The organism is Micromonospora sp. NPDC048898, assembly GCF_043198035.1.
Classification (GTDB): domain Bacteria; phylum Actinomycetota; class Actinomycetes; order Mycobacteriales; family Micromonosporaceae; genus Micromonospora.
Genome location: NZ_JBICUF010000001.1, coordinates 369,735 through 388,199 on the forward strand (window position 1 = coordinate 369,735; position 18,465 = coordinate 388,199).

The window sequence follows — 18,465 nt, forward strand, 5'->3', positions numbered from 1 at the left end:
CGGTGGGGCCGGGCAGATCCCCGCTTTTCCGGGTCGTGTCCGCGCGTCGAAACACGGGCCCCGCCGCCGGTCGTGATATCCGCCTCAGAAGGGATGCCCCATGGCGTCGCCGGAAAACGAGGGCGATCCGGACGATCCGCTGGCCGGGCACCCGGGCGCGCTGCGCCCACTGACCGGCGAACTGGTCGCCGCGGTGCTCGCCGCCCGCGGCCGGTCCGTCGGCCTGACCGTGGCCGGCGAGTTGGTGGGCCACTTCGACGACAACATGATCTGGTTCCTCCGCCTCGGCGGGGACGGCGAGCTGCTCCAGGTCCGCACGATGGTGACTCCCACCTTCGGCATCGAGCAGGTGCCCGCCCTGTACGCGTTCTGCAATTCGTGGAACCACGACCGGCTCTGGCCCAAGGCGTTCGTGCACGTCGACGACGCCGGTCGGGCCCGGGTCTACGGCGAGGTGGTCACCGACCTGGAACGCGGGGTCACCCCGCACCAACTCGACCAACTGCTCGACTGTGGCATCTCCACCGGCTGCCAGCTCGCCGTGGCCGTCCGTCGGCTGCCCGGCGCGGTGCCGTCGTGACCGGCCGGGACGAGTTCACCGGCAGTCGCCTCGACCGGGCGGGCGATCCGGACCTCACCCGACGGCCGCCCGTGCAGCGTGACCCGGTACTGGTGAGCGCGCTGGCCGACGCACGGGACCTGCCCGACGGGCCGGCCCGGCTGCTGGCCCTCGAACGGCTCGCCGAGCGGGCCGACGCGTCCGGGGACCTCCGGTCCGCCCTGGACGCCCGGTTCGCGCTGATCGAGGCGTACCTGTTGCACAGCGAGCGGTGGCGGCTGGTCGAGCCGGTACGCCGGTGTCGAGCCGCCGCCGACTACCGGCCCGAGCTGCTCATCGGGGACGAGGCCGCTCTGCTGCTGCGCCTGCAGCGGTACGCCGTGGAGGCGCTGCTCGGCACCCCTCGGGTAGGGCTCGACCAGACCCGGTCCCTCCTGGACGATCTGGCCCACCGGATCGGGGCGGATGGCCCCGACGCGGCGACCGTCGCGGAGCTGCGCTGCCGGATCGCCGACCACCTCGGCGACGAGCCCACCGCCCGGCACTGGTACCAGCGGTGGGCGGGCACGGTCGGCGGGCCGTCCGGTGGCTGCCCCGGTTGTGCGCCGGCCCGCCGCGCCGAACTGCTCGCCGGCTGGGGGGAATGGCGCGCCGCGCTGACCGAGCTGCGGGCGCCCACCGGCGACGCGCTGGCTTGCACCGACCAGCCCGAGCGGGCGCTGGTGGCCGGTCTGCTCCCCGACCTGCGCGTCGGCGAGGCCGAACGGGCCGCGGTGGCGCACGTGCGGGCGTACCGGCGGCACCGACGCGAGCGCGCGGCCTTTCCCCACCTCGCCGCACACCTGCGGTTCTGCGCCCTCGGCGGGCACCTGGAACGCGGGCTGAGCATTCTGGCCGAGCAGCTACCCCGGTTGGACCGGCCCACCGACGACCTCGCCGCGATGGAGTTCGCCGCTGCCGGTGCGCTGGTGTGCGCGGTGGCCGTGGAGGCCGGGCTCGGCCTGCGCACGGTGCGCCGCCCGGCGTACGGCGGCCGGCCCGCCGCCGACCTGGACGTGGCCACCCTCGGCGCACTGCTGCTCGCGATGGTCAACGAGCTGGCCGGCAGCTTCGACGCCCGCAACGGCACCGGCCACCACTCCGGACGGATGGCCGCCTGGCTCGCCGAGCGCCCACTCGCGGCTCCGGTGCCCCTGCCCACCGACGACGAGCCCGCCGACGACGGAGCCGGCGACGAGGGATCGGGCGACGACGGTTTCGGCGACGTCGGATCCGGCGACGCTTCGCCCGGCGGCGCGGAGCGCGACTCCGAGACCGCCACCGACGACGAGCGAGAGCTGGTGACGCTCACCGTCGACCTGATCACGGCCGCCCTGGACCGCCGCGGGGACCGGTACGTCGTGGAGGAGGGCGACCGGGTGGTCGGCCGGTGGGACGGGGTGGTGATCCAGTTCCGCCGGGCCGGCGAACGCGGCGAGGTGCTGCACGCCCGGGCCATGGCCACCCGGCGGCTGCCGGCGACCCGCCGCGCCGAGGCGTACGCCTTCTGCAACGCCTGGAACCACGACCGGCTGCTGCCCAAGGCGTACGCGCACGATCTCGGCGGCGAGTTGGTGCTGGCCGGCGACGTGGCCACCGACCTGACCCACGGGGTGGCCCCGGCGCAACTCACGGTGCTGGTGGACGCCGCCATCACCACCGGCGTCGCCTACGCCGAGGCGGTCACCGCGCTGCCCTGACACCCCGGGCGCGGCGACGCCGGCCCACTCCGAACGGAGTGGACCGGCGTCAACGGGACAAACTCAGACCTCGACGACCGTGGGCACGATCATCGGGCGACGACGGTACTTGTCGTTGACCCACCGCCCCACCGTCCGGCGGACGATCTGCTGGAGCTGGTGCGGGTCGGTGATGCCGTCCGCAGCGGCCCGGTTGAGCGCCTCGGTGACGAGCGGGACCACCGGGTTGAACGCCTCCGGGTCCTCCGAGAAGCCCTTCGCGGACAACGTCGGGCCGGCGACCACCTTGCCGGTGACCGAGTCGACGACCACGGTGGTGGCGATGAAACCGCCGTCACCGAGGATCCGCCGCTCGGTGAGCAGCGACTCGCTGACGTCACCGACGGCGAGGCCGTCCACGTAGACGTACCGGCTCTTCACGTGCCCGACCAGGCTGGCGCGGCCCTCGACCAAGTCGACCACGTCACCGTCCTCGCAGATCACCACCCGGTCGGCGGCGACCCCGGACTCGATGCCGAGGCGGGCGTGGGCGCGCAGGTGGCGCCACTCGCCGTGCACCGGCATCAGGTTGCTGGGCCGGACCACGTTGAGCAGATAGAGCAGCTCCCCGGCGGGGGCGTGCCCGGAGACGTGCACCTTGGCCACGTCCTTGTGCACGACGACCGCGCCCGCCCGCGCCAGGCGGTTGATCACCCGGTAGACCGAGGTCTCGTTGCCCGGCACGAGGGAGGACGCCAGCACGACTGTGTCGCCGGGCGCGATGGTGATGTGCCGGTGGTCGCCGCTGGCCATCCGGCCCAGCGCGCTCATCGGCTCACCCTGCGAGCCGGTGGACATCAGCACGATCTCGTCCGGCGGCAACGTCGTCGCCTCGTCGATGCTGATGACCAGGCCATTCGGGATGTTGAGCAGGCCGAGATCCCGGGCGATGCCCATGTTGCGGACCATGGACCGGCCGATCAGCGCGACCTTGCGGCCGTGCTCCGCAGCGGAGTCGAAGACCTGCTGTACGCGGTGCACGTGCGAGGCGAACGAGGCCACGATGATCCGGCCCTTCGCCTTCGCGAAGATCGAGTCGAGCACCGGCCCGATCTCCCGTTCCGGGGTGACGAACCCGGGGATCTCCGCGTTTGTCGAGTCGGAGAGCAGCAGGTCGACGCCCTCGGCACCGAGCCGGGCGAAACCGGCCAGGTCGGTGATCCGGCCGTCCAGCGGGAGCTGGTCCATCTTGAAGTCGCCGGTGTGCAGCACCAGGCCGGCGGGGGTGCGGATGGCCACCGCGAGGGCGTCCGGGATCGAGTGGTTGACCGCGAAGAACTCACACTCGAACGGGCCGAGCCGCTCCCGGCCGCCCTCTCGCACCGTCAGCGTGTACGGCTGGATCCGCCGCTCGGCCAACTTCGCCTCGACCAGGGCGAGGGTGAACTGTGAGCCGACCAGCGGGATGTCGGGTTTGTGGGCGAGCAGGTACGGCACCGCGCCGATGTGGTCCTCGTGGCCGTGGGTCAGCACGATCGCCTGGACGTCGGCGAGCCGGTCCAGGATCGGGCCGAAGTCGGGCAGGATCAGGTCCACGCCCGGTTGCTCGACGTCGGGGAAGAGCACCCCGCAGTCGACGATCAGCAACTTGCCGTCGTACTCGAAGACGGTCATGTTCCGACCGATGGCGCCGAGCCCGCCGAGCGGGATGATCCGCAGGCCACCTTCGGGCAGCGGCGGGGGTAGTTCCGCCTCGATGTGCGCCTCGGTCACTCGTCCACCTCATTCTGCGACGCCGTCACTCGGCGCCCATCGTGTCGTTCGATCATTCGGGCAGCTCCAGGCCCGCTGCCGCGAAGTCCGCGCGCAGCTGGGCGATCTCGTCGTTGGTGGCGTCCACCAGCGGGGGTCGCACCGGGCCGGCCGGCAGACCCAGCGCCGCCAGGCCCGCCTTCACCAGGATGGTGCCCTGGGTACGGAAGATGCCGGTGAACAGCGGCAGCAGCCGCCGGTGCAGGGCCAGCGCGGCCGGCATGTCCCCCGCGTCGTACGCCTCGATCATCTGTGCGGTCAGTGCCCCGGTGAAGTGCGTCGAGGTCCCGACCACGCCCACCGAGCCGACGGCCAGCGCCGGCAGGGTGAGGGCGTCCTCGCCGCAGTAGAAGGCGAGGGCGGTCCGGCTGGTCACCCAACTGGTGGCGGTCAGGTCACCCTTGGCGTCCTTGACCGCGACGATCCGGCCGTGCTCGGCGAGCCGGACCAGCGTCTCGGTTTCGATCGGCACACCGGAGCGGTGTGGGATGTCATACACCATCACCGGCAGGCCGGTGGCGTCGGCGACGGCGGTGAAGTGCCGCAGCAGCCCGCTCTGCGGCGGCTTGTTGTAGTACGGGGTGACCACCAGCAGACCCTGCGCACCCGCCTTCTCGGCGGCCGAGGACAACTCGATGGTGTGCCGGGTGTCGTTGGTGCCCACCCCGGCGATGACCTTGGCGCGGTCTCCGACGGCCTCCACCACGGCCCGGATCAGGCGTTCCTTCTCCGCGTCGGTGGTGGTCGGCGACTCGCCGGTCGTGCCGTTGACCACCAACGCGTCGTTGCCCTGCTCGTCTACCAGGTGGCTCGCCAGCCGGGCGGCGCCGTCGAGGTCGAGCGAGCCGTCGGAGGTGAACGGGCTCACCATGGCCGTGAGAACCCGGCCGAAGGGGCGGGACACCGGTCGGGCCGCGGCGTCGGGGTGGTCGTGCGTCATACCCTCCAACCTAGCGGACGACCAGCCGGGGCCCGCCGGGGAAGGGCTCAGGACGCCTCGTGCGGGCTGGCCGCCACCTCGGTGCCGTCCGGCAGCGTGGAGATCACGAAGTCGGCGAACACGTTCGGGGCGACACCCTGGAGCTGGCGCAGGCACTCCACGGCCAGCTCACGGATCTCCACGTCGGCGTGCTCGGTGGCCCGCATCGCGACGAAGTGCCGCCAGGCCCGGTAGTTGCCGGTGACCACGATCCGGGTCTCGGTGGCGTTGGGCAGCACCGCGCGGGCCGCCTGCCGGGCCTGCTTGCGGCGCAGCGTCGGGTTCGGCTCGTCGGAGAAGCGCTGCTCCAAACCCTCCAGCAACTCCGTGTACGCCTGAACGCTCGCCTCGGCAGCCGCCACGAACTTCTTGTGCAGCTCCGGGTCGTCGGCGATGACCGCCGGCTCGACCATGGCCGCGTCCCGTTCCGGCACGTAGCGCTGGGACAGTTGGGAGTACGAGAAGTGCCGGTGCCGGATCAACTCGTGGGTGAAGGAGCGTGACACGCCGGTGAAGTAGAAGGTGACCGAGCCGTGCTCCAGCACCGACAGGTGCCCGACCTCGAGAATGTGCGCCAGGTAGCCGGCGTTGGTGGCGGTCGCCGGGTTCGGCTTCTTCCACGACTGGTAGCAGGCCCGGCCGGCGAACTCGGCGAGCGCCTGGCCACCCTCCGCGTCGGTCGACCACGGCACGTCGTCCGGGGCCGCGAACTGGGTCCACGCGATCAACTTGACCTGGGGCTGCACCATCTCCGGCATGCCAGGGACTGTAGTGGCGCGGCCCCTCCCGGCCCAACTCAGGCACGCCCCCTGCAATGTCGATCACTTCGTCAGCGGCGCGGGTGTCCACCCACCCATTGCGTTGATCGACTCGGCTTCCTGAGACCCGGGGTGTCCAGGTCGGGTGGATGGGCCGGTTTCCTGAAAGACGAGTCGATCGCGGCGCTCAGACGTAGAGCGAGGTGAACGGTGCCCAGGGCAGGTTGCGCAGCACCGAGAAGGCCAGCCACACACCCAGGAAACCGACGATGACCTTCGAGCTGATCTGCAGCTCCGGCAGTCGCCAACCGAATGCCTGGTTGGCCGCCCAGGCCACGAAGAGGTACGCGAGGAACGGCAACGCGAAGACGAACAGGAAGTGGTGCCGGGCGGCGGCCGGCAGGTCGGCGTGCAGCACGTACCAGAGTGCGCGGGTGCCGCCGCAGCCTGGACAGTCCAACCCGGTGGTCAGCTTGAGCAGACAGGTGGGTGCGGCATCCGGGGCGGCGTGGGCCGGATTGCTGAGTAGCGCGTAGCCCATGCCCGCGGCGACGCAGCCGACTGCGGCGAGTGGCACCGCCCAGCGCGGTGAGCGCTCGTAGAGGCGCAGCACGAACCGGGTGAGCCGGTCCGGCTCCGGCGCCGGGTAGCCACCGGGCGGGGTCGTCGGCCAACCAGCCGAGCCGGCGCCGTCGGGGCCAAAGCCAGCCGGACCCGCGCCGTCGGGGCCAAAGCCAGCACGACCCGCGCCGTCGGGGCCAAAGCCGGCACGACCCGCGCCGTCGGGGCCAACACCAGCCGGATCCACGTCGGCCGGACCCAGACCAGCCGGATTCACGCTGGCCGCATCGGCCGGCACGGTGTGCACCGCCCCGGGGGCGGGCTGCGGCTGGTCGAACGGACCGGGGACGCTCGTCACGCGCTCACGGTACACCGGGCACACCGGCCAACGCGGCGGTGAGCGGACCGGCCAGGTCGCCGGCCTGCGGCGGTGCCACCGCGTCCAGGCCGAGCCAGCCGGCGAGCCGGTGCAGCTCGACGGCGAGGGCCGCCGCGGTCTCCCCCGGGTCGGCTCCGGGTTCGAGCCAGGCGGCCGGCACCAGCAGCACCCCGGCCTTGCGGTCGGCCTTCAGGTCGACCCGGGCGGTGAACCGGTCGCCCTGGAGAAACGGCAGCACGTAGTAGCCGTAGACCCGCTGTGGCGCGGGAACGTAGATCTCGATCCGGTAGGTGAAACCGAACAGCCGCTCGGTGCGGGCACGTTCCCAGATCAGTGGGTCGAAGGGGCTGACCAGCGTGTTGCCGCGAATCCACCGGGGCAGCCGGGCGGACACGTGCAGCCACGCCGGCTGGCGCCAGCCCGCCACGGTGACCGGCACCAGCTCGCCGGCCTCGGCCAGCTCCGCGACGGCCTGCCGGGCACCGGCCAGCGGCAGCCGGAAGTAGTCGCGCAGCTCCGGCTCGGCCGCCACCCCGAGCGAACGCGCGGCAAGGGCCACCAGCGTGCGGTACGCCTCGGCGTCGGTCGGGGTGGGCGCGGCCAGCACCGCCGCGGGCAGCACCCGCTCGGGCAGGTCGTAGCGGCGGGCGAAGGAGGTGCTGCGTTCGGCGGCGGCCACCTCGCCGGCCCAGAAGAGGAACTCCAACGCCTGCTTGACCGCCGACCAGTTCCACCCCCAGTTGCCGGTTTCCCGGGGCGCGTCGTGCTCGATCTCGGCGGCGGTCAACGGGCCCCGGGCGGCCACCTCGTCGCGGACCCAGGCGACCAACTCCGGCTGCTCCTGGGCGATCCGCCGCATGCCGCCCCAGGATTCGCTGTGCGCGCGGGCCATCCGCCAGCGCAGCATCGGATGCAGCTCGACCGGAACCAACGACGCCTCGTGACCCCAGTATTCGAACAGCTCCCGCGGCCGGCGGTAGGCGGCCTGGTCGAGCAGTGTGGTCGGGTAGGGCCCGAGCCGGCTGTAGAGCGGCAGGTAGTGCGCGCGTTGCAGCACGTTTACCGAATCCATCTGGATCAGGTTGACCCGGTCGAGCACCCGACGCAGGTGCCGGCGGGTGGGCACGCCGGCGGGCGTCGGGTCGGCGAAGCCCTGGGCGGCGAGCGCCACCCGGCGGGCCTGGGCGAGCGAGAGTGATTCCGGTGCGGCCATCGTCGGCGACCTTAATTCATCGGTACGACGCCGGTGCGGGAAGTTGGACGGGAGGGCCACCTGGGCATAGAACGGTGCAATGCTGACCATCCGCCGGGAGGAGCCGGACGACGCTGAGGCGGTCGCCCGGGTGCACGTGCACGGCTGGCAGGCGGGCTACGCCGGCTTCATGCCCGACGAGGTGCTGGCGCGGCTGAACGTGGCGGCCTGGGCGCAGCGCCGCCGCGACGTGGGCACCGCCGATCCGGAACATCCGTTCACCACCCTGCTCGGAGAGGTGGACGGGTTGGTCGTCGGCTTCACCACCTTCGGGCCGTACCGCCGCAACCAGGACCGGGACGACCTGGACCCGACGGTCGGCGAGGTGGTGGCGCTGTACGTGGAACCGGCCTGCTGGGGTGACGGCACCGCCGCCGCCCTCCTGTCCGCCGCCCGGGTGGGGCTCGGCGAGCGGGGCTGGACCGGGTACCGCGCGTGGGTGCTGGCGGACAACCGGCGGGCCCGCCGGTTCGGCGAGCGGGCCGGGCTGTCAGCGGACGGTGAGCGGTCGACCTACCATGTGCCGCTCACCGGTGGGCAACCCGCGGTCAGTCTTGTCGAGCTGCGCTACGCCGGACGCCTCGACACCTGACCCGTGCGGGGTCAGCCAGCGGCGGACCGGCAGGAAGGCCAGCAGCGCCAGGCTGATCCACACGTAGGCGTTGCTGCCCAGGAAGCCGTCGACGCCGGTGAAGTCCTTCTCCCAGAACCAGACGGTCCGGCTGATCAGCAGTGCGTACCCGATGGTCGCGGCGACCAGCAGGACGCGCCGGCGGCGGCCGGCCGGCGCGGCCATCGCGTTGTCGACGAGCAGGATCAGCGCGGGCAGCAGCCAGACCAGATGGTGCACCCAGGTGACCGGGCTGACCAGGCACATCACCGCACCGGTCAGCGCCAGGCCGGTCGCCTCGTCACCGGCCGCCACGGCGGCCCGGGACCGCCACGCCCACAGGGCCAGGGTGCCGAGCACGAGCAGCAGCCAGAGCAGGGTGCTCGGGTGCTGCGGGTCGAGCCGGGCGACCACCCCGCGCAGCGACTGGTTGGAGACGAAGGCCAACTCGCCCACCCGCCCGGTGTTCCACAGCGCCTCGGTCCAGAACTCCCGGGACGCGTCCGGGAAGAGCGCGCCCGCCAGCAGCGACACCCCGGCGGCCGTGCCGCAGGCGGTGAGAGCCGCCCGCCAGCGCCCGGTCACCAGCAGGTAGACGATGAAGACGCCCGGGGTCAGTTTGATCGCCGTGGCGAGCCCGATGCCCACCCCGGCCCACCGGTTGCCGGCCGGCAGCAGCCACAGCAGGTCCACCGCCACCAGGAAGAGCAGCAACGTGTTGACCTGGCCGAAGTTGACGGTCTCCCGCATCGGTTCGAACGCGGCGGCCAGGCAGAGCGCCACGGCGAGCGCGAACCACCGGGTCCAGCCGGCCCGGCGCGCGATCGGGTCGACAAGCCACCAGATCAGCACCGTGGTGCTGACCACGCTGGCGAGCACGCTCACCGCGATCGCGGCCGACCACGGCAGGTACGCCATCGGCAGCATGACCAGCGCGGCGAACGGCGGGTAGGTGAAGCCGTACTGGGTGCCCGGCTTGAGGTAGTCGTAGATCTCCCCGCCGTCGTGCACCCACCAGGTCAACGCGCCGTAGTAGACCTTCAGGTCGAAGAAGCCGTGCCGCACCGCCGCGACGGCGAGGAACGCGGTGACCGCCGCGGCGAGCAGCACCACCCCGGCGACCTGCGCGGTCGTCCTCCTGGCACCCTGCGCCACCGTCGCCTCCCTCGCCCTGCGTAGGCTTCCGTCCCATGGCTCTCGGGTACGTCCGCCCGGCGCGTCCTGAGGACGCCGGCGAGATCGCACGCATCCAACTCGCGACCTGGCGGGTCGCGTACCGCCGGATCCTGCCTCGGCACGTGCTCGACAACCTGGACGAGGCGTTCCTCGCCCGGCGGTGGAACGCCGCGGTGCTGGAGCCGCCCTCCGGCGCGCACCGGGTGCTGGTCGCCGTCGAACAGGCCGAGCAATCGTATCTGGTGGGGTTCGCCGCCTCCGGGCCGGCCGACGCGGAGGCGCTGGCCCCGGGCGAGCCGGCCGAGGCGCTCGGCCCGGACGTGGCCGCGGTGACCGATCTGCTGGTGGAGCCGCGCTGGGGTCGGCGTGGGCACGGCAGCCGGCTGCTCGCCGCCGCCGTCGACCTGTGGCGGGAGGACGGTCTGAGCCGGGCGGTGGCCTGGGCGTTCGAGGGCGACGAGGCGACCCGCAAGTTCCTCACCAGCACCGGCTGGGAGCTCGACGGCGCGGCCCGCGCGCTGGACGTGGACGACATGCTGGTCCCCCAGGTGCGCCTACACGTGGGCGTCCCACCCGAAAAGGCCCCGCCCGAGTAACCCAGCAAACCCCACCCCACCCCCACCCCCACCCCCCGCCCGTCGATCATGGAGTTGTGGTGGGCGAAAGCTCCACCTGCGCCCCTTTTGTGAGGCACCACAACTCCATGATCGACGCGGGCCATGGCAGGGAGTGCAAGATCGCGGGTCAGCGGGTTTGTTCGGCGATCACCTCGTCGTCGTCCAGGGCGCCGGTGGGGTGGAAGCCCAGCGCGGTGTAGAGGGCGGCGGCCTGGGTGTTGTCCGGGTGGTACGAGAGGCGGACCGGGGGGTTGCCCTCCCGGGTGGACAGCCAGCCCGCCAGGGTCTGCACCGTCGCCCGGCCCACGCCACGGTTCTGCTCGGCGGCGTCGATCAGCATCCCGCCGATCCAGTGCGAGCCGTCGTCGTCCACGCCCCACATGACGTGGCCGACGACTGTCTCGTCGGCGTACACGGCCAGTGAGGTCCACACTTCGGAACGCATACTGAGCAGCAGGTAGCGCGCGCCCAGCGCGGCCACGAACCGGCGCTGGTCGTCGCGCGGGGCGACGTCGGCCACCGCCCGCCAGTTGTCGTCGTCGACCGGGCGCAGGGTGACGAGTCGCCCGACCCGGTCCAGGTGTCCCCCGTTGATCATGCGGCGGATGCTACCCGGCTCGCTCCCGCAGATCTTGGACACTTTCCGTCAGCGCCGAACGGAAACTGTCCAAGATCTGCGCTGTGCGGAGACAGGGAGGGGCGGAGGAACGGACCGGTCAGTCGAGGAGCGCGTCCAGTGCGACGGTGAGGCCGGGGCGGTTGCGCACCGCACGGACGGCCAGCAGCACGCCCGGCATGAACGACACCCGGTCGTACGAGTCGTGCCGGATGGTCAGCGTCTCGCCGGTGGTGCCGAACAGCACCTCCTGGTGGGCGACGAGGCCGGTGGCGCGCACCGCGTGCACGCGTACCCCCTCGATGTCGGCGCCGCGCGCACCCGGCACCTCGTCCTTGGTGGCGTCCGGCACCGGGCCCAGGCCGGCGTCGGCGCGGGCCTGGGCGATCTGCCGGGCGGTGTGGGTGGCGGTGCCGCTCGGGGCGTCGAGCTTGCGCGGGTGGTGCTGCTCGATGATCTCGACGGACTCGAAGTATCGGGCGGCCCGTACGGCGAACTGCATCATCAACACCGCGCCGATGCCGAAGTTCGGGGCGACGACGACGCCCACGCCCGGCTTGTCGACCAGCCAGCCGCGCACCTGCTCCAGCCGCTGCTCGGTGAAGCCGGTCGTGCCGACCACCGCGTTGATGCCCTGCTCGACGCACCACCGGAGGTTGTCCATGACGACGTCCGGGGTGGTGAAGTCGACGACCACGTCGGCACCGGAGGCGGCGGAGAGGTCGTCGCCCTGGTCGATCGCCGCGACCAGTTCGAGGTCGTCGGCGGCCTCGACCGCCCTGCAGACCTCGATGCCCATCCGGCCCCGGGCACCGAACACGCCGACCCGCAACGCCCCGGCCGGGGTCTTCTCCTGCTCGTCAGTCACGGGGCACAACCTATCCCAATCGGGACGCGCCCCTCTGGCCGGATCCGGTGCGCTCCACCGGCCGGGACGCCCCGACGGGGACACCCTCGACGCGCCGGGCGGCAGGCCTCAGACGGTGAAGTCGCCCGCGCCGAACGGGCCGACCACGGCCAGCGACATGGGCCGGCTGAGCAGCTCGGCGGCGAGGACGTTCACGTCCCGCACGGTGACCTCGTCGACCCGGCGGAGCAACTCGTCCACCGGCATCAGGTCGCCGTAGAGCAGCTCACCCTTGGCCAGTCGGCTCATCCGGGAGCCGGTGTCCTCCAGGCCGAGCACGAACGAGCCCTTGCTCATCCCCTTGCCCCGGGCCACCTCGGCCTCGGTCAGCCCGTCGGCGGCCACCCGGGCCAGCTCGGCGCGGGTCAGGGCCAGCACCTCGTCCACCTTGCCCGGCGCGCAGCCGGCGTAGACGGCGAACAGGCCGGTGTCGGCGTACTGGCTGGCGTACGAGTAGACCGAGTACGCGAGGCCGCGCTGCTCGCGGATCTCCTGGAAGAGGCGGCTGGACATGCCACCACCGAGCACGTTGTTGAGCACCCCGAGGGCGAAGCGCCGCTCGTCGAGGCGGTCGATGCCGGGGCAACCGAGGATGATGTGCGCCTGCTCGGTCTCCTTCGGCTCCACCAGGGTGGTCGCCGGCTTGGTGCGTACCGCCGGGGTGGCCGCGCGGTGCGGCGCCGGCGTGGCCGGGTCGCTGTCCAGCGGGGTGCCCCGCACCGCCTGACGCACCATCTTGACCACCGCGGCGTGGTCGAGGTTGCCGGCGGCGGCGATGACGATCTGCGGCGCGGTGTAGCGGCCCCGGTAGAAGCTCTGGATCTGCTTGCGGGTCATCGGCGTGACGGTCTCGGCGGTGCCGGAGATCAGCCGACCCAGCGGGTGGTCGCCGTAGACGGCCTGGACGAAGAGGTCGTGCACCTCGTCACCGGGCTCGTCGTCGTGCATGGCAATCTCTTCGAGGATCACGCCACGCTCGGTCTCCACGTCGGCCGGCTCGATCAGCGAGTCGGCGACCAGGTCGCACATCACGTCGACCGCGAGCGGCAGGTCCTCGTCGAGCACCCGGGCGTAGTAGCAGGTGTATTCCTTCGTGGTGAACGCGTTCGTCTCACCACCCACCGCCTCGATCCGCGAGGAGATCTCCAGTGCGGTGCGCTTGTGGGTGCCCTTGAAGAGCAGGTGCTCGAGGAAGTGCGCGGCGCCGGCCTGCGGGCCGCTCTCGTCCCGCGAGCCGACCGCCACCCAGACACCGAACGAGACACTGCGCATCGTCGGGATCGCCTCGGTGAGGACGCGCAGGCCGCTGGGCAGCACGGTACGTCGTACCGTGCCACCCAGCGGGTCGTCGCTGAGCGTCCGGGTCACCGCGCGGGCGGTGCCGCCGGAGCGGCCCGCCCCATTCCCCGGGGACGCAGCCACCCCCCGTCGATCCGGTGGAAACGGTGCGCTGATGGCCCGACTCACGACTTGCTCCCGGTTCGACGAGGGGTGGGTGATGCGAGGTACGACGATCAGCTGTGCCGGGTCCGGCGGCGCGGACGCTCGCCGCCCTCGCCACCCTCGCCGCCGCCGCCTTCGCCGCCACGCTCGGGGCCCCGGCCACCTCGGTCGCCGCCCCGGTCGCCGCCACGCTCGCGGTCGCCGCGGTCACGCGGACCCCGGTCGCCCCGGTCCCGACCAGCCGGCCGGTCGCCGCCGGCGGCCTCACCGGCGGCCGGAGCCTCGGTGCCCTCCGGGCGGACCTTGTCGAGGTAGATCTTGCCGCGGGCGTCGATGTCCGCGATCTCGACCTCGACCCGGTCACCGACGTTGAGGAAGTCCTCGACGCGCTCGACCCGCTTGCCGTCGCCCACCTTGGAGATGTGCAGCAGGCCGTCACGGCCCGGCAGCAGCGAGATGAACGCACCGAACGCGGCGGTCTTGACCACCGTGCCGAGGAACCGCTCGCCCTGCTTGGGCAGGGTCGGGTTGGCGATGCCGTTGATCCGGTCGACGGCCGCCTGGGCCGACGGGCCGTTGGTGGCGCCGACGTAGATCGTGCCGTCGTCCTCGATGGAGATCTCGGCGCCGGTCTCGTCCTGGATCGCGTTGATGGTCTGACCCTTCGGGCCGATCACCATGCCGATCTTGTCCACCGGGATCTTGACGGTGGTGACCCGCGGCGCGTAGTCCGACATCTCGGCCGGAGCCTCGATCGCGGCCTTCATGACACCGAGGATGACCTGCCGGGCCTCGTTGGCCTGCTGCAGCGCGGAGGCCAGCACGTCCGACGGGATGCCGTTGAGCTTGGTGTCGAGCTGGAGCGCGGTGACGAACTCCGGGGTGCCGGCGACCTTGAAGTCCATGTCACCGAACGCGTCCTCGGCACCGAGGATGTCGGTCAGCGTCACGTACTGGGTCTTGCCGTCCACCTCGTCGGAGATGAGCCCCATCGCGATGCCGGCGACCGGCGCCTTCAGCGGGACACCCGCGGAGAGCAGGCCCAGCGTCGACGCGCAGACCGAACCCATCGAGGTGGAGCCGTTGGAGCCGAGCGCCTCCGAGACCTGCCGGATGGCGTACGGGAACTCCTCACGCGACGGCAGCACCGGGATCAGCGCACGCTCGGCGAGAGCGCCGTGGCCGATCTCGCGACGCTTCGGCGAGCCGACCCGGCCGGTCTCACCCGTCGAGTACGGCGGGAAGTTGTAGTTGTGCATGTAGCGCTTGCGGTTCTCCGGGGACAGCGTGTCCACCATCTGCTCCATCCGGAGCATGTTCAGAGTGGTGACGCCCAGGATCTGGGTCTCGCCCCGCTCGAACAGCGCCGAACCGTGCACCCGGGGCAGCACGCCGACCTCGGCGGTCAACGCCCGGATGTCGCGCGGGCCACGCCCGTCCATGCGGACCTGCTCACGCAGTACGCGGTTGCGCACCTCGGACTTGGTCAGCGACCGGAAGGCGGCGCTGAGCTCCTTCTCCCGACCCTCGAACCGAGCGCCCAACTCCTCGGCGACGCGGGCCTTGACCCGGTCCAGGGCCTCCTCGCGGTCGGCCTTGCCGGCGATGGTGATCGCCTCGGCGACCTCGCCGCGGGCCAGCTCGGAGACGGCGTCGTACACGTCGTCCTGGTAGTCCAGGAAGACCGGGAACTCGGTGACCGGCTTCGCGGCGACCTCGGCCAGCTCGCTCTGCGCGCGGCACAGCTCACGGATCGCCGGCTTGGCGGCCTCCAGGCCGCTGGCGACGACCTCCTCGGTCGGGGCGGTGGCACCGGCCGAGATCAGGGCGACGGCGTTCGGGGTGGCCTCGGCCTCGACCATCATGATCGCGACGTCGCCGTCGTCGAGCGTGCGGCCGGCCACGACCATGTCGAAGGTGGCGCGGGCCAGCTCCTCCAGGGTCGGGAAGGCGACCCACTGGCCGTCGATGTGGGCGACGCGGGTCGCACCGATCGGGCCGGAGAACGGCAGGCCGGACAGCTTGGTCGACATGGAGGCGGCGTTGATCGCCACGACGTCGTACGGGTGCTGCGGGTCGAGCGCGAGGATGGTCTCGACGACCTGGACCTCGTTGCGCAGGCCCTTCACGAAGGACGGGCGCAGCGGCCGGTCGATCAGGCGGCAGGTGAGGATCGCGTCCTCGCTGGGCCGGCCCTCACGGCGGAAGAACGAGCCGGGGATGCGGCCCGCGGCGTACATCCGCTCCTCGACGTCGACGGTCAGCGGGAAGAAGTCGAACTGCTCCTTCGGGTGCTTACCGGCGGTGGTGGCGGAGAGAACGACCGTCTCGCCCAGCTGGGCGATGACGGAACCGGCGGCCTGGCGAGCCAGCCGGCCGGTGGAGAAGGTGATCTCGCGGGTGCCGAAGGACCCGTTGTCGATCACGGCGGTGCGGGATTCGGTGCCGAGTTTGGTCTCGGTCATGTGCTGTCGTGCTCCTTCGCGTCGTGGGCCCACGACATCGGGGAGCTGCTCAGCCGGCCGGTCTTCGATCGAAGCGCCCGGGGGCCGGCTCGATGCCGGGGTTCCCGGGGGCCACTACCGGAGACCGGTACGCTGACCGGCTCCCTCTCGGGTGGTCGCGCGGCCCGTGTTTCTTCAGGTGGGACGCCGTACGGGGGAGCAGCCGAGCGGCCACTCCCCCGTCACGTCACCGGCGCAGGCCGAGCCGCTCGATGAGCGACCGGTAGCGGGCAATGTCCTTCTTCTGGACGTAGTTGAGCAGCCGACGGCGACGGCCGACCAGCAGCAGCAGCCCACGGCGGCTGTGGTGGTCGTGCTTGTGCACCTTCAGGTGCTCGGTCAGCTCGGCGATCCGCTTGGTGAGGACCGCTACCTGAACCTCCGGCGAACCGGTGTCGCCCTCGGCGGTCGCGTACTCCGCGCGGATGCTGGCCTTGGCTTCCTGGTCGAGCGCCATGTTCTCCCTGTTTCGATGGGTTGATCAAGTAGGTGTCCGTCGTCCCGATGGACCGGGAACGGACCGGTACCTCGCACCCGCGGCGTCGAGCAGGCACGCGAGGCCCCACGCCGGTCACCCGACGTTTCGGCAAGACTACCAGCACTCGCCGGTAACACCCGGCGAAGGGCCTCGGCGGGGCCCCGTCACCCCACGACGATCAGGCCAGCGCGCGCCTGGTGCGCTCGACGTCCTGGTTCATCTGGGCGATCAACGGCTCGATCGAGTCGTACCGGATCTGACCGCGCAGGTGCGCCACGAAGTCCAGGGCCAACCGCTCGCCGTACAGGTCGCCGGAGAAGTCCAGCGCGTACGCCTCCACCCGCCGTTCCCGCCCGGAGAAGGTCGGGTTGGTGCCCACCGACACCGCCGCCAGCAGGGGCTCGTGCTGCCCGCGGCGGATCAGCCGGGCCGCGTACACCCCGTCGGCCGGGACCGCCGCGTACCTGTGGCAGAGCAGGTTGGCGGTGGGGAAGCCCAGCTCCCGCCCCCGCTGGTCGCCGCGGACCACGACGCCCTCGACGCGGTGTGGGCGGCCCAGCGCGGCGGCGGCCGCGCCGACGTCGCCCGCGTCGACGCAGGATCGGATGTACGTGGAGGAGAAGACGGTGCCGTCCTCGGTGACCAGCGGGCTGCCCTCCACCCCGAAGCCGAAGGTCTGACCGAGCCGCTCCAGCAGCGCCACGTCGCCGGCCGCCCGGTGCCCGAACCGGAAGTTGCCACCGACCACCACCAGCGCGCTGTGCAGGTGCTCGACAAGCACGTCGTGCACGAACTGTTCGGCGGGCAGCCGGGAGAACTCCGGAGTGAACGGCACCACACAGAGCACGTCCACGCCGAGTTGCTCGACCAGCTCGGCCTTGCGGGCCTGCTCGGTGAGCACCGCCGGATGCGAACCGGGGCGGACCACCTCGGCCGGGTGCGGGTCGAAGGTGACCACCACCGACTGCACGCCCAGCTCCCGGGCTCGGGCCACGGTGTGCCCGATGGTCGCCTGGTGCCCCTTGTGCACGCCGTCGAAGACGCCGATGGTGACGACCGAGCGTCCCCACCCACCGGGCGCCGCGTCGTACCCTCGCCACCGCTGCATGCCGCTCCTCTCTGGTGTCCCGAGACACCGCCGGCCGGGGCCGGCGGGCCTGCCTTCCGACCCGTCAGGCCGGGGCGAGCACGATCTCCGCCCGAGCCCGCCCGTCCCGCTCGCTGACGATAGCGATCAGACCGCCCTCCGGCCCGAAGACGGCGTACGGCCCGGTGCGGCCGGCCGGGTCCAGTGGCCCGCCGTGGGCGAGCACCCGGGCCTCGTCGGGCGTGGCCTCCCGGCGCGGGAAGAATCGGTCGGCCGCCGCGTCCAGCGGCAGGTTCACCACGTCCGGGGCGCGCTGCTCCAGCTCGTCGAGGGTGGCCGCCTCGGCCAGGCTGAAGCCGCCGACCGCGGTCCGCCGCAGGGCCGTCAGGTGGCCACCGACGCCGAGCGCCAGGCCCGCGTCCCGGGCGATGGCCCGGATGTACGTGCCGGAGGAGCAGGTCACGTCCACGTCCACGTCCACCACGTCCGGCTCGGTGCGGCGGATCGCCAGCACCTCCAGGCGGGAGATGGTGACCCGCCGCGCCGGCAGCTCGACGCTCTCCCCGTCGCGGACCCGCTTGTACGCCCGCTGCCCGTCGATCTTGATGGCGCTGACCGCGCTCGGCACCTGGTCGACCTCGCCGCTGAGCGCGGCCAGCCCCGACCGGATCGCGTCGTCGGTGACCTGCCCGGCCGGGGTGGTGGCGATGACGTCGCCCTCGGCGTCGTCGGTGACGGTGGCCTGACCGAGCCGGATGGTGGCGGCGTAGCTCTTGCCCGCGCCGATCACGTAGGTCAGCAGCCGGGTGGCCCGGCCCACACCGATCACCAGCACACCGGTGGCCATCGGGTCGAGGGTGCCGCCGTGCCCGACCCGCCGCGTCTTCGCCAGGCGGCGGATCCGCGCCACCACGTCGTGCGACGTCATGCCGCCGGGCTTGTCCACCACGATCAGACCATCGGTGCTCACGACACCCAAGCCTGCCAGACCGCCGGTCGGTGACAGTAG

The 18,465-nt window shown here is 72.3% G+C and carries 17 protein-coding genes; 4 read left to right on the forward strand and 13 right to left on the reverse strand.

Annotation, left to right across the window (positions count from 1 at the left end):
• Positions 1–100 precede the first annotated feature (100 nt).
• Together ACGFIQ_RS01790 and ACGFIQ_RS01795 are read left to right on the forward strand one after the other, a co-directional pair.
• Complete coding sequence (locus ACGFIQ_RS01790) at positions 101–580, forward strand: YbjN domain-containing protein (RefSeq protein WP_393237764.1); 480 nt, start codon at positions 101–103, stop codon at positions 578–580.
• Between the two features lie 71 nt (positions 581–651).
• Positions 652–2,298 carry a YbjN domain-containing protein gene (locus ACGFIQ_RS01795; RefSeq protein ID WP_393240273.1) on the forward strand — a complete coding sequence of 549 codons (1,647 nt, stop codon included), beginning with the start codon at positions 652–654 and terminating at the stop codon, positions 2,296–2,298.
• Between the two features lie 63 nt (positions 2,299–2,361).
• Here ACGFIQ_RS01795 and ACGFIQ_RS01800 read toward each other — a convergent pair whose 3' ends face one another.
• The 5 genes from ACGFIQ_RS01800 to ACGFIQ_RS01820 form a co-directional block, all read right to left on the reverse strand.
• Entirely contained in the window at positions 2,362–4,050 is a 1,689-nt protein-coding gene (locus tag ACGFIQ_RS01800; protein WP_357553721.1) for a ribonuclease J, read from the reverse strand.
• Positions 4,051–4,102: 52 nt separating this feature from the next.
• Positions 4,103–5,029, reverse strand: coding sequence for a 4-hydroxy-tetrahydrodipicolinate synthase (gene dapA / locus ACGFIQ_RS01805; protein WP_393237768.1), 927 nt, complete (start codon positions 5,027–5,029; stop codon positions 4,103–4,105).
• Positions 5,030–5,076: 47 nt separating this feature from the next.
• Positions 5,077–5,817 carry an FAD-dependent thymidylate synthase gene (thyX, locus tag ACGFIQ_RS01810; protein WP_357553904.1) on the reverse strand — a complete coding sequence of 247 codons (741 nt, stop codon included), beginning with the start codon at positions 5,815–5,817 and terminating at the stop codon, positions 5,077–5,079.
• A gap of 196 nt (positions 5,818–6,013) precedes the next feature.
• Positions 6,014–6,634 carry a DUF2752 domain-containing protein gene (locus ACGFIQ_RS01815; RefSeq protein ID WP_393240277.1) on the reverse strand — a complete coding sequence of 207 codons (621 nt, stop codon included), beginning with the start codon at positions 6,632–6,634 and terminating at the stop codon, positions 6,014–6,016.
• Positions 6,635–6,749: 115 nt separating this feature from the next.
• Complete coding sequence (locus tag ACGFIQ_RS01820; RefSeq protein WP_393240280.1) at positions 6,750–7,979, reverse strand: winged helix-turn-helix domain-containing protein; 1,230 nt, start codon at positions 7,977–7,979, stop codon at positions 6,750–6,752.
• A 79-nt stretch (positions 7,980–8,058) separates the two neighbouring features.
• Here ACGFIQ_RS01820 and ACGFIQ_RS01825 point away from each other — a divergent pair, with 79 nt between their 5' ends.
• Positions 8,059–8,610 carry a GNAT family N-acetyltransferase gene (locus ACGFIQ_RS01825; protein ID WP_393237771.1) on the forward strand — a complete coding sequence of 184 codons (552 nt, stop codon included), beginning with the start codon at positions 8,059–8,061 and terminating at the stop codon, positions 8,608–8,610.
• On the opposite strand, the gene ACGFIQ_RS01830 is transcribed toward ACGFIQ_RS01825, so the two are convergent.
• Positions 8,509–9,783: a glycosyltransferase 87 family protein gene (locus ACGFIQ_RS01830; RefSeq protein WP_393237774.1), complete on the reverse strand. Its 1,275-nt coding sequence runs from the start codon at positions 9,781–9,783 to the stop codon at positions 8,509–8,511. The genes ACGFIQ_RS01825 and ACGFIQ_RS01830 overlap by 102 nt on opposite strands.
• 35 nt (positions 9,784–9,818) lie before the next feature.
• Here ACGFIQ_RS01830 and ACGFIQ_RS01835 point away from each other — a divergent pair, with 35 nt between their 5' ends.
• The gene (locus ACGFIQ_RS01835) at positions 9,819–10,400 is read left to right on the forward strand and encodes a GNAT family N-acetyltransferase (protein ID WP_393237777.1); all 582 of its coding nucleotides are present in this window, start codon (positions 9,819–9,821) and stop codon (positions 10,398–10,400) included.
• Between the two features lie 148 nt (positions 10,401–10,548).
• On the opposite strand, the gene ACGFIQ_RS01840 is transcribed toward ACGFIQ_RS01835, so the two are convergent.
• The 7 genes from ACGFIQ_RS01840 to truB form a co-directional block, all read right to left on the reverse strand.
• Positions 10,549–11,019 (reverse strand): GNAT family N-acetyltransferase, encoded by a 471-nt coding sequence (locus tag ACGFIQ_RS01840; protein WP_393237780.1) that lies wholly within the window; start codon positions 11,017–11,019, stop codon positions 10,549–10,551.
• A gap of 118 nt (positions 11,020–11,137) precedes the next feature.
• Complete coding sequence (gene dapB, locus ACGFIQ_RS01845; RefSeq protein WP_393237783.1) at positions 11,138–11,905, reverse strand: 4-hydroxy-tetrahydrodipicolinate reductase; 768 nt, start codon at positions 11,903–11,905, stop codon at positions 11,138–11,140.
• 108 nt (positions 11,906–12,013) lie between these two features.
• The gene (locus tag ACGFIQ_RS01850) at positions 12,014–13,411 is read right to left on the reverse strand and encodes a M16 family metallopeptidase (RefSeq protein ID WP_393237786.1); all 1,398 of its coding nucleotides are present in this window, start codon (positions 13,409–13,411) and stop codon (positions 12,014–12,016) included.
• Positions 13,412–13,458: 47 nt separating this feature from the next.
• On the reverse strand, positions 13,459–15,852 hold the full coding sequence (locus tag ACGFIQ_RS01855) for a polyribonucleotide nucleotidyltransferase (RefSeq protein ID WP_393237788.1): 2,394 nt from the start codon (positions 15,850–15,852) through the stop codon (positions 13,459–13,461).
• A gap of 226 nt (positions 15,853–16,078) precedes the next feature.
• Positions 16,079–16,348 (reverse strand): 30S ribosomal protein S15, encoded by a 270-nt coding sequence (gene rpsO, locus ACGFIQ_RS01860; protein WP_030337594.1) that lies wholly within the window; start codon positions 16,346–16,348, stop codon positions 16,079–16,081.
• 199 nt (positions 16,349–16,547) lie between these two features.
• Entirely contained in the window at positions 16,548–17,477 is a 930-nt protein-coding gene (locus tag ACGFIQ_RS01865; protein WP_393237791.1) for a bifunctional riboflavin kinase/FAD synthetase, read from the reverse strand.
• 64 nt (positions 17,478–17,541) lie between these two features.
• Positions 17,542–18,384, reverse strand: coding sequence for a tRNA pseudouridine(55) synthase TruB (gene truB, locus ACGFIQ_RS01870; RefSeq protein WP_393240283.1), 843 nt, complete (start codon positions 18,382–18,384; stop codon positions 17,542–17,544).
• Positions 18,385–18,465 lie beyond the last annotated feature (81 nt).

Bases quoted from the DNA above. Each gene is read 5' to 3' on its own strand.
- ACGFIQ_RS01790 (WP_393237764.1), top strand. From the start codon at position 101: ATGGCGTCGCCGGAAAACGAGGGCGATCCGGACGATCCGCTGGCCGGG.
- dapA (WP_393237768.1), bottom strand. From the start codon at position 5,029: ATGACGCACGACCACCCCGACGCCGCGGCCCGACCGGTGTCCCGCCCC.
- thyX (WP_357553904.1), bottom strand. From the start codon at position 5,817: ATGGTGCAGCCCCAGGTCAAGTTGATCGCGTGGACCCAGTTCGCGGCC.
- ACGFIQ_RS01820 (WP_393240280.1), bottom strand. From the start codon at position 7,979: ATGGCCGCACCGGAATCACTCTCGCTCGCCCAGGCCCGCCGGGTGGCG.
- ACGFIQ_RS01825 (WP_393237771.1), top strand. From the start codon at position 8,059: ATGCTGACCATCCGCCGGGAGGAGCCGGACGACGCTGAGGCGGTCGCC.
- ACGFIQ_RS01835 (WP_393237777.1), top strand. From the start codon at position 9,819: ATGGCTCTCGGGTACGTCCGCCCGGCGCGTCCTGAGGACGCCGGCGAG.
- ACGFIQ_RS01840 (WP_393237780.1), bottom strand. From the start codon at position 11,019: ATGATCAACGGGGGACACCTGGACCGGGTCGGGCGACTCGTCACCCTG.
- ACGFIQ_RS01855 (WP_393237788.1), bottom strand. From the start codon at position 15,852: ATGACCGAGACCAAACTCGGCACCGAATCCCGCACCGCCGTGATCGAC.
- rpsO (WP_030337594.1), bottom strand. From the start codon at position 16,348: ATGGCGCTCGACCAGGAAGCCAAGGCCAGCATCCGCGCGGAGTACGCG.
- ACGFIQ_RS01865 (WP_393237791.1), bottom strand. From the start codon at position 17,477: ATGCAGCGGTGGCGAGGGTACGACGCGGCGCCCGGTGGGTGGGGACGC.
- truB (WP_393240283.1), bottom strand. From the start codon at position 18,384: ATGACGTCGCACGACGTGGTGGCGCGGATCCGCCGCCTGGCGAAGACG.